Origin of the sequence: Streptomyces javensis (assembly GCF_039525925.1) — a bacterium.
GTDB lineage: Bacteria > Actinomycetota > Actinomycetes > Streptomycetales > Streptomycetaceae > Streptomyces > Streptomyces asiaticus.
This window is the reverse complement of the sequence record NZ_BAAAIF010000128.1, coordinates 1-14,400: the sequence shown is the minus strand read 5'-3', so window position 1 is coordinate 14,400 and position 14,400 is coordinate 1. Positions and strand designations below refer to the sequence as shown.

The window sequence follows — 14,400 nt, the reverse complement described above, 5'->3', positions numbered from 1 at the left end:
GCGGTGCCGCAAAGCTCGTGGGCAGGGAGACCACCACATCATCCGGCAACGCCACAGCACCGGACTCAACCGCCGCAGCCAGCGCCTCCAGATCGGCATAGGTGTCGAACCTCTGCCCCGCCGGCGCCAAGCCGAGGCCATCGGACCCCAGCAGGGCGCAGCGTCCGGCCCCGCCCTGGGCGGAGACTTCGACCCAGTCCAACCGGTACAACGACTCCTGACGGCCACCCCGCGCACCCTGGATCTGCTCGACCGACACCGGCCGCAGCACCAGCGAGTCCACCGACAGCACCGCACGCCCGGCACCATCCGCCACCGCCAACGACACCGCATCCGCACCCGCACCCGCCGCCGACAACCGCACCCGCAACACCGAAGCACCCACCGCGTGCAACGACACACCAGACCACGAGAACGGCAACCGAGCCCCCTCACCCTCGATCAGACCGCCCAACCCCACCGCATGCAGCGCGGAATCCAGCAGCGCCGGATGCAGACCAAACGCACCCGCATCGGACCGGGCGCCCTCCGGCAGCTCCAGCTCCGCGTAGACCTCATCGCCCAGCCGCCAGGCGGACGTCAGCCCCCGGAACACCGGGCCGTACGTCAGTCCCGCCTCGGCCAGGCCCTCGTACAGGCCCTCGACCGGCAGCGCCGACGCCCCCGCCGGGGGCCACGCCGCCAGGTCGAACGACGCCGTGGGCGCGCCCGAGGCCAGCACACCCGACGCATGCCGCGTCCACGGCTCGTCGACCGCCGCGTCCTCGGACCGCGAGTACACCGTCAGCGAGCGCCGCCCCGAACCGTCGGGCGCGCCCACCGAGAGCTGGAGCTGAACACCGCCCGCCTCCGGGAGCACCAGCGGCGCCTCCAGCGTCAGCTCCTCCAGCAGATCGCAACCGACCTGGTCACCGGCGCGTATCGCCAGTTCCACGAAGGCCGTTCCGGGCAGCAGCGCCGAGCCCGCCACCGCGTGGTCGGCCAGCCACGGATGGGTGTCCAGGGCGAGCCGGCCGGTGTAGAGGAAGCCGTCGGAGTCGGCGAGCGCCACGGCGGCGCCCAGCAGCGGATGGTCGGCCACGCCGAGCCCGGCGGACGCCATGTCGCCCGCCCAGTAGCCGGTGTCGAGCCAGTAGGTGTCGCGCTGGAAGGGGTAGAGCGGAAGGTCCGTACGGGCCGTGTCCGTCCCGGCGAACACCGCCGCCCAGTCCGGGGAGACACCGTGCACATGCGCCCCGGCGACGGCGGTGGCCAGGCTCTGGAGCTCCGGGCGGCCGGAGCGCAGCGCGGCCACAAGGGTGGCGTCGTCGCGGGTCAGGCAGTCCTGGGCCATGGCGGTGAGCACACCGTCCGGGCCCAGCTCCACGAACGTGGTGACGTTGCGCTCCTCCAGCGTCCGTACGCCGTCGAGGAAGCGGACGGCCTCGCGGACGTGGCGCACCCAGAAGTCGGGGGTCGTGATCTCCTCGGCGGACACCACGCCACCGGTCAGATTCGACACGATCGGAATCTTCGGAGCCTCGTACGACAGCCCCTGCGCCACCCGACGGAACGCCTCCAGCATCCCGTCCATACGCGGCGAATGGAACGCATGGCTGACGGTGAGCCGCTTGGTCTTACGACCCCGCGCCTCAAAACCGGACGCGATCGCGACAGCCGCGTCCTCATCACCCGCGATGACCACCGACGACGGGCCGTTCAGCGCGGCGATCGAGACACGCTCGGTCAGCAGCGGCGCCACCTCGTCCTCGGACGCCTGCACCGCGATCATCGCGCCACCGGCCGGAAGCTCCTGCATCAGACGGCCACGCGCCGCCACCAACTTCGCCGCGTCCGCCAGCGACAACACACCCGCCACATGCGCGGCAGCCAGCTCACCGATCGAATGCCCCGACAGGAAGTCGGGCCGCAGCCCCCACGCCTCCGAAACCAACCGGAACAACGCCACCTCGACCGCGAACAGCGCGGGCTGAGTGAACCCCGTCCGATCCAGTACCGACGCGTCGTCCCCGAACAGAACGTCCTTCAGCGGCCGCTCAAGATGCGGGTCCAGCTCCGCGCACACCTCATCCAGCGCCTCCGCGAAGACGGGAAACGCCTGGTAGAGCTCGCGCCCCATCCCCAGCCGCTGACTCCCCTGCCCCGTGAACAGGAACGCCACCTTGCCGCTCGCGACCTTGCCCTCGACCAGCCCGGTCGCGGGCTCCTCGCGGGACAGCGCGTCGAGGGCCCGTATCAGGCCCTCGCGGTCGTCGGCGACGACAGCCGCCCGGTGTTCGAAGGCGGCCCGGCCGGTGGCCAGCGAGAAGCCGACGTCGGTGAGGCGCAGTTCGGGGTTGGCCTCGAGGTGGGCACGCAGGTTGGCGGCCTGGGCGCGCAGCGCGGGGCGGCTCTTGGCGGCCACGGTCCACAGCGGCAGCGCGGTGGCGGCGCGGGTCTCGGCGGGCGCGTCGCCGTCAGCCGTCTTCGCGGCCTCCGCCTCCTCCGGCTCCGGCGCCTGTTCCAGGATGGTGTGCGCGTTGGTGCCGCTGATGCCGAACGAGGACACCGCGGCCCGACGCGGCTGACCGGTGTCCGGCCAGGCGCGCCCCTCGGTCAGCAGCGAGACGGCGCCCGCCGACCAGTCGACGTTGGGGGTGGGCTGGTCGACGTGCAGGGTGCGCGGAAGCATCCCGTGGCGCATCGCCATGACCATCTTGATGATGCCCGCGACACCGGCGGCGGCCTGGGTGTGCCCGATGTTGGACTTGATGGAGCCCAGCCACAGCGGCTGGTCCTCGCTGTGGTTGCGCCCGTACGTGGCGAGCAGGGCCTGTGCCTCGATGGGGTCGCCGAGGGTGGTGCCCGTGCCGTGGGCCTCGACCACGTCGATCTGGCCGGGGGCGAGCCGTGCGGCGGCCAGGGCCTGGCGGATGACGCGCTGCTGCGAGGGGCCGTTGGGAGCGGTCAGCCCGCTGCTGGCGCCGTCCTGGTTGATGGCGCTGCCACGGACGACGGCGAGCACCTGGTGGCCGTTGGCGCGGGCGTCGGAGAGCCGCTCCAGCAGCAGCATGCCCGCGCCCTCGCCCCAGCCGGTGCCGTCGGCGGCCGCCGCGAAGGACTTGCAGCGGCCGTCGGCGGCGAGTCCGCGCTGGCGGCTGAACTCGGTGAAGGTGCCGGGGGTGGACATGACGGTGACACCGCCGGCCAGGGCCAGCGAGCACTCCCGGCGGCGCAGGGCCTGCGCGGCGAAGTGCAGGGCGACCAGGGAGGAGGAGCAGGCCGTGTCGATGGTGACGGCCGGACCCTCAAGGCCGAAGGTGTAGGCGACGCGGCCGGAGGCGATGGAGCCGGAGCTGCCGTTGCCGAGGAAGCCCTCGACGTCCTCGGGTGCGGAGAACAGCCGGGACGCGTAGTCGTGGTACATGACGCCCGCGAACACACCGGTCTGGCTGCCCTGGAGGGTGGTCGGGTCGATGCCCGCGCGCTCGAACGCCTCCCACGAGGTCTCCAGCAGCAGCCGCTGCTGCGGGTCCATGGCCAGCGCCTCGCGCGGCGAGATGCCGAAGAACGCGGGGTCGAAGTCGGCCGCGTCGTGCAGGAAGCCGCCCTCGTGGACGTACGGCTCCTGGCCGCTTTCCGGGTCCGGCTCGAAGAGGACGTCGGTGGCCCAGCCGCGGTTGGTGGGGTACGGCGTGGCCGCGTCACCGCCGCGGGCGACGAGCTGCCACAGCTCCTCAGGGGTGCTGACCCCGCCGGGATAGCGGCAGCTCATCGCCACGATGGCGATGGGCTCCTGCTCGCGCTCCTCGACCTCGCGCAGCCGCCGCCGCGCCTCGCGCAGGTCGGTGGTGGCCCGCTTGAGGTAGTCGAGGTACTTCTCTTCGTTCGCCGTCGCCATTACGCCGTCCCCGCGGTGCTGAGGTGAGTCGATGCGCTCTTGTGGAGCTGGTCAGGAGAGCCCGAGCTCGTCGTCGAGGAGATCGAAGATCTCGTCTGCCGTCGCGGACTGGATTTCACGGTCTTCTGCGGTGCTGTCCGTAGCACTTTGCGTTTCATTCCACTTCGACAGGAGGTCGCGCAGGCGGGTGGTGATACCGGGGCGCTCGATGTCGTCCGGGGCGATCGTGGCGAGGATCGCCTCGAGCTTGTCGAGCTCCGCGTGTACGGGCTGGTGTCCGGCCGCGCCGTCCAGGCCCAGCTCCTCGCGCAGATACCCGGCGAGCGCGGTGGGCGTCGGGTAGTCGAAGATCAGCGTGACCGGCAGGCGCAGCCCGGCGGCGGCGCCCAGTCGGTTGCGCAGATCCACGGCGGTGAGCGAGTCGAAGCCGAGGTCGAGGAAGCCGCGGCCGGCGTCCACGTCGTCCGGGTTGGCGTGGCCGAGGACGGCCGCCACATGGCCGCGGACGACCTCCAGCAGCTCACGGTCGCGTTCGGCCTCCGAGAGCCCGGAGAGCCGTGCCGCGAGCGAGCCCGCGCCGGAGTCGGCCACGACAGCGGAGGTGGCCCCGGTGTCGGCGGAGCGCCGTACGGGGGTGCGGACCAGGCCGCGCAGCAGCGGCGGCAGCAGCCCGGCGGCGGCCTGGCCGCGCAGCGCTCCCGTGTCGATGCGGATCGGCACCAGCGCGGCCTCGGGCAGGGTGCCCGCCACGTCGAACAGCGCCAGGCCCTCGTCCTGTCCGAGCGCCGCGAAGCCACCGCGCGAGATGCGGCTGACGTCGGAGGTGTCGAGGCTTCCGGCCATGCCGTCGGCCGCTGCCCACAGGCCCCAGGCGAGCGAGCTCGCGGGCAGGCCCTGGGCGCGGCGGTGCTGGGCGAGCGCGTCCAGGAAGGTGTTGGCCGCGGCGTAGTTGCCCTGTCCTGAGCTGCCGAAGGCACCGGCGGCCGAGGAGAAGAGCACGAACGCGGCCAGGTCGAGGTCGCGGGTGAGCTCGTGGAGGTTCCATGCCGCGTCCACCTTGGGGCGCAGCACGGTGTCGATCCGCTCACCGGTCAGCGAGCTGATCACCCCGTCGTCCAGGACGCCCGCAGTGTGCACCACAGCGGTCAGCGGGTGCTCCGCCGGGATGGCCGCGAGGGTGGCGGCGAGGGCGTCCCGGTCGGCGGTGTCGCAGGCCGCCCAACGCACGCTCGCGCCCAACTCGGCCAGTTTGGTGGCGAGTTCGGCCGCTCCTGGGGCCTCGCCACCGCGGCGGCTCACCAGCAGCAGATGCCGCACGCCGCGCTCCGCCACCAGGTGGCGGGCGAAGAGTCCGCCCAGGGCGCCGGTGGCGCCGCTCAGCAGTACGGTGCCCTCCGGGTCGCCGAGTCCGCCCGGCTCGGGGGTGTCCGCCAGGGCCGGGACGCGGGCGAGGCGGTAGGCGTGACCGGTGCCGGAGCGCAGCGCGAGCTGCGGTTCGTCGGTGGCGAGCACCGACGGCAGGGCGCGCTGGGAGGCGTCGGTGCCATCGGTGTCGACCAGGACGAAGCGGCCGGGGTTCTCCGACTGCGCGGACTTCACCAGGCCCCACGCGGTGGTGTGGGCCAGGTCGGCGATGTCTTCGCCGGGGACCGCCGCGACCGCGCCACGGGTGACGAGGACGAGCCGGGTGTCGGCGAGCCGCTGGTCGTTCAACCAGGTCTGGACCAGGTCCAGGGCGTCCCGGGCGGCGGCCCGCGCGGTGTCGGGTACGGACGCGATGCCGCCGGTGGCGGCGAGGGGAGCCGTACCGTCCGTGGCGGGCAGGAGCGCCGCGCCGCCGGTCGCGGGCAGGGACACCGCGCCGCCGGTCGCGCGCAGAGGCGCCACACCGTCGGTCCCGGTGAGAGGTGCCGCGCCGCCGGTCGCGGGCAGGGACACCGCGCCGCCGGTCGCGCGCAGAGGCGCCACACCCGTGAGGGACGCCGCGCCCGTGAGCGGCGCCACGACCACGTCGGGGGCGGGCGCGCCGCCGTCGAGCGCGGTGGCGAGTGCCGCGAGGTCCGCGTAGTCGTCCAGCCGCTCGCCCGCGACGGTGAGGCCGGTGGCCGTGGAGCCGGTGGCCGGGAAACCGGTGGCCGGGAAACCGGTGGCCGCGCCGAGGGTCACCCAGCGCTCGCCGAGCGGGATGCCGGTGGCGGACGCGGACAGGGCGGTCCACTCGGGGCGGAACAGCGACTCGTGGTACGCGGCGCGCGAGGCGTCGAGCTGTTCGGCCGCCAGCGGGCGCAGCACCAGGCCGTCGATGGTGGCCACGGCGGCGCCGGTGCCGTCCGCGAGGTGCAGCGACACCCCGTCGGCGCCGGGCCGCAGCCGTACGCGCAGCGATGCGGCGCCCCCGGCGTGCAGCCGTACGCCGGTCCAGGCGAACGGCAGCCGCGCGCCCTCGCTCCCCTCGCCCTCGGAGTCGAGGCCGAGGGTGTGCAGGGCGGCGTCCAGCAGCGCCGGATGCACCCCGTACGCGGCGGCCTCCGGCTCGAAGCCCTGCGGCAGCCGGATCTCGGCGAACAGCTCCTCGCCGCGCCGCCAGGCGGTGTGCAGCCCCTGGAAGACCGGGCCGTAACCGAGTCCGGCGGCGGCCGCGCCCTCGTAGAACTCCTCGGTCGCCAGGGCCGTCGCGTCGGCCGGGGGCCAGGCGCTCAGGTCCACCTGCGCGTCCGGGGCACCCTGGGCGTTCGCGCCGCTCGGGGCGAGGAAGCCGGTGGCGTGGCGGATCCACGGCTCGTCGGCGGGCACGTCCTCCCGGCGGGAGTGCAGGGTGAGCGGGCGCCGTCCGGTCTCGTCGGCCGCCGCGAGCTCCAGCCGCAGCTGGACGGCGCCCTGTTCGGGCAGGACCAGCGGGGCCTGGAGGGTCAGCTCCTCGACCGTGTCGCAGCCCGCCTCGTGGCCCGCGCGCAGCGCGAGTTCCACGAAGGCGGTGCCGGGCAGCAGCACGGTGTCCATGACGGCGTGGTCGGCCAGCCAGGGGTGGGTCAGCAGCGACAGCCGCCCGGTGAACACGAAGCCACCGATGTCGGGGAGTTCCACCGCCGCGCCGAGCAGCGGGTGGTCGGCCGTGTCGAGGCCCGCGGAGATGACGTCCTCGACGGAGATGCCCACGTCGAGCCAGTAGCGCTGGCGCTGGAAGGCGTAGGTGGGCAGCTCCACGCGGCGGGCGCCGCGCCCGGCGTAGACCGCCGCCCAGTCGGGGGCCGCGCCGCGGACATGGACGTGGGCGAGGGCGGTGGCGAGCGCCTGGGCCTCGGAGCGGTCACCGCGCAGGGTGGGGACGAACACCGCGTCGGTGTCGCCATCCCTGTCGGTCCCGGGCCCGGCCCCGGTCCCGGCCCCGGCCCCGGTCTCCGTCCCGGCGAGGCAGTCCTCGCCCATCGCGGAGAGCACCCCGTCCGGGCCGAGCTCCAGGAAGGTGGTCACGCCCTGCTCGCGCAGGGTGCGGACACCGTCGGCGAAGCGGACGGAATCCCGGACATGGCGCACCCAGAACTCCGGCAGGCGGATCTCGTCGGCGGAGACCACGGCGCCGGTGAGGCAGGACACCAGCGGGATCTTGGGGGCGTTGTAGGTCAGGCACGCGGCCAGCTTGCGGAAGTCCGCGAGCATCGGGTCCATATGCGGCGAGTGGAAGGCGTGGCTCACCGTGAGCCGCTTGGTCTTGCGACCCCGCGCCTCGAAGTCCGCCGCGATCTGCGTCGCCGCGTCCTCGTCACCCGCGATGACCACGGAGTTCGGGCCGTTGAGCGCCGCGATGCTCACGCGGTCGGTGAGCAGCGGCGTCACCTCGTCCTCGGCCGCCTGGAGAGCGATCATCGCGCCACCGGCGGGCAGCTCCTGCATGAGCCGCCCACGGGCCGCCACCAGCACGGAGGCGTCGGCGAGCGAGAACACACCGGCCACATGCGCGGCGGCCAGCTCACCGATGGAGTGGCCGGACAGGTAGTCCGCCATCAGCCCCCACGCCTCGACCAGCCGGAACAGCGCCACCTCGACCGCGAACAGCGCGGGCTGGGTGACCGCGGTGCGGTCCAGCGCCTGGGCGTCCTCGCCGAACAGCACGGTCTTCAGCGGCCGTTCGAGATGCGGGTCCAGCGCGTCGCACACCTCGTCCAGCGCCTCCGCGAAGCGCGGGAACGTCCGGTACAGCTCACGGCCCATGCCGAGCCGCTGGCTGCCCTGCCCGGTGAACAGGAACGCCACCTTGCCCTCGGTGGCCACCCCGCGCAGCGTCTGCGCCGGGTGCTCACCGCGCGCCAGCGCGTCCAGCGCGCCCAGCGCCTCGTCATGGCCCTCGGCCACCAGCGCGACCCGGTGTTCCAGCGCGGCGCGGGTCGTGGCGAGCGAGAAGCCCAGGTCGGTGAGGGAGGCCCCGGGTTCGGCGGCGATTCGCGACCGCAGCCGCCGCGCCTGGGCCCGCACACCGTCCTCGGTACGGGCCGACAGCAGCACCGGCACGTACGGCAGCGCCTCGGGCTCCGCCGCGGGCTCGCTCGGCTCGGCGGCGGGCGGCTGCTCGATGATGGCGTGGGCGTTGGTGCCGCTGATGCCGAACGAGGACACCGCGGCCCGGCGCGGACGGCCGCTCTCCGGCCACTCCCGCGCCTCGGTCAGCAGCGACACCGCGCCCGCCGACCAGTCCACATGCGGCGACGGCTCGTCCACGTGCAGCGTCCGCGGCAGCAGACCGTGCCGCATCGACAGCACCATCTTGATGACACCGGCGACACCGGAGGCGGCCTGCGTGTGGCCCAGGTTGGACTTCACCGAGCCCAGCCACAGCGGCCGCTCCGCGTCCCGCTCCTGGCCGTAGGTGGCCAGCAGCGCCTGCGCCTCGATCGGGTCGCCCAGCGTGGTGCCCGTGCCGTGCGCCTCGACGACGTCCACCTCACCGGTGGTCAGCCGGGCGTTGGCGAGGGCCTGACGGATGACGCGCTGCTGGGACGGGCCGTTGGGCGCGGTCAGACCGTTGGACGCGCCGTCCTGGTTGACGGCCGAGCCGCGCACGATCGCCAGCACCTCGTGGCCGTTTCGACGGGCGTCCGACAGCCGCTCCAGGAGCAGCATGCCCGCGCCCTCGCCCCAGCCGGTGCCGTCGGCGGCCGCCGCGAAGGACTTGCAGCGGCCGTCCCTGGCCAGTCCGCGCTGGCGGCTGAAGTCGATGAACGTACCCGGGGTGAACATCACCGTGACACCGCCGGCCAGCGCCAGCGAGCACTCGCCCTGGCGCAGCGCCTGCGCCGCCAGGTGCAGCGCCACCAGCGACGACGAGCAGGCCGTGTCGACCGTGACGGCCGGGCCCTCGAGACCGAAGGTGTACGCCACCCGGCCGGACACCACGCTGCTGGAGCTGCCGGTGCCGAGGTAGCCCTCGACCTCGTTCGGGACGGCGTGCAGCCGGGACCCGTAGTCGTGGTACATGACGCCCGCGAACACTCCGGTCCTGCTGCCGCGCACGGACAGCGGGTCGATCCCGGCGCGCTCGAACGCCTCCCACGACGTCTCCAGCAGCAGCCGCTGCTGCGGGTCCATCGCCAGCGCCTCGCGCGGCGAGATGCCGAAGAACGCCGGATCGAACTCGGCGGCGTCGTGCAGGAAGCCGCCCTCGCGGGCGTAGGAGGTGCCCTGGGTCTCCGGGTCCGGGTCGTAGAGCGCCTCGAGGTCCCAGCCGCGGTTGTCCGGGAAGCGGGAGATGCCGTCCTCGCCCGCCGCGAGCAGCTGCCACAGCTCCTCGGGGGTGCTGACCCCGCCCGGGTAGCGGCAGCTCATCGCCACGATGGCGATCGGCTCGTCGTCGGTGGCGGCCACGACCGGCACCGGCGTGTGCACCACCGGGGACTCCGCGCCGACGAGCTCGGTGCGCAGATGGCGGGCCAGGACCTGCGGGTCCGGGTAGTCGAAGATCAGCGTGGCGGGCAGCCGCAGCCCGGTGACCGAGTTGAGCTGGTTGCGCAGCTCGACCGCCGTCAGCGAGTCGAAGCCCAGCTCCTTGAACGCCCGGCCCGATCCGATGGTGTCCGCACCGGCGTAGCCGAGCACGGTGGCCACCTGGCCGCGCACCAGGTCCAGCAGCAGCCGCTCCTGCTCGGGCTCGGACAGCCCGGCGAGCCGCCCGGCAAGACCGGACTCGCCGCCCGCCGCGACCGCGTCCACCGCGCGCCGCGCCGGGATCCGTACCAGTCCGCGGAACAGGGGCGAGACCGCGCCACTGGCGGCCTGGGTGCGCAGCGCCGCGAGGTCCACCCGCATCGGCACCAGCGACGCCTCGTCGACGGTCAGCGCGGTGTCGAGCAGGGCGAGGCTCTCGGCCACCGGCAGCGGCGGCAGTCCGGCGCGCCGCATCCGGGCGATGTCGGCCTCGTCCAGGGTGCTGCCCATACCGGCCCCGGCCCACAGGCCCCACGCGAGCGCGGTGGCGGGCAGGCCCTGGGCGGTGCGGTGTACGGCGAGGGCGTCGAGGAAGGCGTTGGAGGCCGCGTAGTTGCCCTGGCCCGGGCCGCCGAACACACCGGAGGAGGACGAGAACAGCACGAAGGCGGTCAGGTCCAGCTCGCGGGTGAGCTCGTGCAGATTCCAGGCGGCGTCCACCTTCGGGCGCATGACGTTCGCCATGCGCTCGGGAGTGAGCGAGCCGATCACACCGTCGTCCAGCACCCCGGCGGTGTGCACGACGGCCGTCAGCGGATGCTCGGGGGGGACGGCGGCGAGGGTCGCGGCGAGCGCGTCCCGGTCCGCCACATCACACGCCGACCAGCGCACGCTCGCGCCCAACTCGGCCAGCTCAGTGGTGAGTTCCGCCGCACCCGGCGCCTGGTCGCCACGACGGCTCACCAGCAGCAGCTGCCGTACGCCACGCTCGGCCACCAGATGCCGCGCCACCAGACCGCCCAGCGAACCGGACGCGCCGGTCACCAACACCGTGCCCGCGGGGTCGAGGCCCCGGGCCTCGTCGCCCTCCGGCTCCACGGCCACCCGCGCCAGCCTCGGCACGGACACCGAGCCCGCGCGGATCGCCAGCTGCGGCTCGCCGGAGGCCAGCGCGGCGGGCAGCGCCCGCAGCGACTCCTCCGCGCCGTCGGTGTCCACCAGCACGAAGCGGCCCGGGTTCTCCGACTGCGCCGAGCGCAGCAGACCCCAGACGGCCGCACCGGCCAGATCCGCCACCGGCTCGTCGGCCTCCACGGCCACCGCGCCACGGGTCACCACGACCAGCGGGGCGTCCCCGAACCGCTCCTCCTCCAGCCACCGCTGGACGACGGAGAGCGCCGCGGCGGCGGCGCGGTGTGCCGCACGGGCCACCCGCTCACCGACCTCCGCGGACGGCGACACGACGACGTACTCGGGCGCGGGCGCAGTGCCCGCGGCGACGGCCCCGGCCAGCGTCTCCAGGTCCCCGTACGCCGAGGTCCCGAGCCCGAGCGGATCCGCGCCCAGCACCGCCCACCGGCCGTCGGCGGGAACCTCCGCCCCGGCCGCGTCGGCGAGCCCGGCCGTGGTCGCCCACTCCAGGTGGAACAGCGACTCGTGGTAGGCCGTGCGCGCGCTCTGGATCTGCTCGGCCGAGACCGGGCGCAGCCCGAGCGTCTCGACGGCCGCGACCGGCGCGCCGGTGGTGTCGGCGATCTCCAGCCGGACGCCGTCGGTGCCCGCGGGGGCCAGCCGCACCCGCAGCGCCGAGGCGCCGCTCGCGTACAGCGACACGCCGGTCCAGGCGAACGGCAGCCGCCCTTCGCCACCCGTGTTGCCCAGGCCGCCCATGCCGATGGCGTGCAGGGCGGAGTCCAGCAGCGCCGGGTGCAGCCCGAACGCGGCGGCCTCCTCGGCCGTCTCCTCGTCCAGCGCCACCTCGGCGAACACCTCGCCGCCGCGCTGCCACGCCCTGCGCAGCCCCTGGAACGCGGGGCCGTAGGCGAAACCGATGTCCAGCAGGCCCTCGTAGCGGCCGTCCAGCTCCACCTCGGTCGCGTCCGCCGGGGGCCACGCGCTCAGCTCGAACGCCGCCTCCGGGCGGGCGCCGGACGCCAGGACACCGGCGGCGTGCCGGGTCCACGGCTCCTCGGCGGGCAGGCTCTCCAGCCGGGAGTGCAGCGACAGCGGACGGCGGCCCGTCTCGTCGGCGGCACCGACCGAGAGCCGCAGCTGGACACCGCCCCGCGCGGGCAGCACCAGCGGCGCCTCGAGGGTCAGCTCCTCCAGGTAGTCGCAGCCGACCTGGTCACCGGCGCGGATCGCCAGCTCCACGAACGCGGTGCCGGGCAGCAGCACGGTGTCCAGGATGGTGTGGCCCGCGAGCCACGGGTGCGTGGACAGCGCGAGCCGTCCGGTGAACAGCGTCCCGTCCGCGTCCGGCAGTTCGGCGCTGGCGCCGAGCAGCGGATGCTCGGCCTCGCCCAGCCCGACCGCGGCCACGTCGCCGAGGAACAGCGAGGAGACCTTCGGCCAGTAGCGCTGCCGCTGGAAGGCGTACGTGGGCAGCGCGACCCGCGCGGCGCCGGTACGGGCGTAGTACGCCGCCCAGTCCACCGCCACGCCACGCACATGCGCCCGCGCGACGGCCGACAGCAGCGCCTCGGCCTCGGGGCGGTCCTTGCGCAGCACGGCGGCGAAGGCGGCATCGGTCTCGGAGTCGGTGACGCAGTCCTGCGCCATGGCGGTGAGGACACCGTCGGGGCCGAGCTCGACGTACGTGGTGACGCCCTGGGCTTCGAGCGTCCGTACGCCGTCGAGGAAGCGGACGGCCTCGCGGACGTGGCGCACCCAGAAGTCTGCCGTCGCGATCTCGTCGGCGGAGACGACGTCCCCGGTGAGGTTGGAGACGATCGGGATGCGCGGGGCCTCGTACGACAACCCCTCCGCGACCTCGCGGAACGCCTCCAGCATGCCGTCCATACGCGGCGAGTGGAAGGCGTGGCTCACGGTGAGCCGCTTGGTCTTACGGCCCCGCGCCTCGAAACCATCGGCAATCGCGACAGCCGCGTCCTCATCACCCGCGATGACCACCGACGACGGCCCATTGAGCGCGGCAATCGACACCCGCTCGGTCAGCAGCGGCGCCACCTCGTCCTCCGACGCCTGGATGGCGATCATGGCGCCACCGGCCGGAAGCTCCTGCATCAGACGGCCACGCGCCGCCACCAGCTTCGCCGCGTCGGCGAGCGACAAAACACCCGCCACATGCGCGGCCGCCAGCTCACCGATCGAGTGACCCGACAGGAAGTCCGCCTTCAGACCCCACGCCTCGACCAGCCGGAACAACGCCACCTCAACCGCGAACAGCGCGGGCTGAGTGAACCCCGTCCGATCCAGCGCCTCCGCGTCATCCCCGAACAACACATCCCGCAGCGGCCGCTCCACGTGCCCGTCCAGATGGGCGCACACCTCATCCAGCGCATCCGCGAACACCGGGAAGGCGTCGTACAGCTCACGCCCCATCCCCAGCCGCTGACTCCCCTGCCCCGTGAACAGGAACGCCACCTTGCCACCGGCCACCGAACCCTGAACGAGCCCGGCCGCCGACTCACCACGTGCCAGCGCCTCCAGACCGGACAGCAGCCCGTCCCGGTCCCCGGCGACGAGCGCCGCGCGCTCCTCGAAGGCGGTACGGCGCGTGGCGAGCGTGAACGCTACGTCGGTGAGGTCAAGCTCGGGCCGCTCGTCGAGGTGGGCGCGCAGCCGTACGGCCTGGTCGCGCAGGCTCTCGGGGGACTTGGCGGAGAGCACCCAGGTGGCGGGGAGACCGGTCCGGGGCGCGGCGGCGGGCGTCGCGTCCTCGGTCTCGTCCGCGTACACCGGGGCCTGCTCGATGATGGTGTGCGCGTTGGTGCCGCTGATGCCGAACGACGACACCGCGGCCCGGCGCGGACGGCCGGTCTCCGGCCACTCCCGCGCCTCGGTCAGCAGGGCGACCGCGCCCGCCGACCAGTCCACATGCGGGGTGGGCTCATCGACGTTGAGGGTCTGCGGCAGCAGTCCGTGCTGGATGGCCAGCACCATCTTCATCACACCGGCGACACCGGCCGCGGCCTGCGTATGGCCGAAGTTGGACTTGATGGAGCCCAGCCACAGCGGCTGCTCCGGCTCCCGCTCCTGGCCGTACGTGGCGAGCAGCGCCTGTGCCTCGATCGGGTCACCCAGCGTCGTACCGGTGCCGTGGGCCTCGACCGCGTCCACCTCGGACGCCGACAACCCCGCACCCGCCAGCGCCTGCCGGATCACCCGCTGCTGCGAGGGACCATTCGGCGCCGTCAGACCATTCGACGCACCGTCCTGGTTGATCGCCGAACCACGCACCACGGCCAGCACCTCATGGCCGTTGCGCCGCGCGTCCGACAGCCGCTCCACCAGCAGCATGCCCACACCCTCGCCCCAACCAGTGCCATCCGCACCCGCCGCGAACGCCTTGATCCGCCCATCCGCCGCCAACCCACGCTGACGACTGAAGTCCACGAACGAACCCGGCGTCGACATCACCG

At 74.0% G+C, this 14,400-nt stretch carries 2 protein-coding genes; both read right to left on the bottom strand.

What is annotated here, in order from left to right:
• Positions 1-3,880, bottom strand: a 3,880-nt coding sequence (locus ABD329_RS46110; protein WP_344318065.1) for a type I polyketide synthase, incomplete at its 3' end; no start/stop codon positions are given.
• Between the two features lie 51 nt (positions 3,881-3,931).
• The coding region (locus ABD329_RS46105; RefSeq protein WP_344318064.1) for a type I polyketide synthase at positions 3,932-14,400 on the bottom strand (10,469 nt) is incomplete at its 5' end.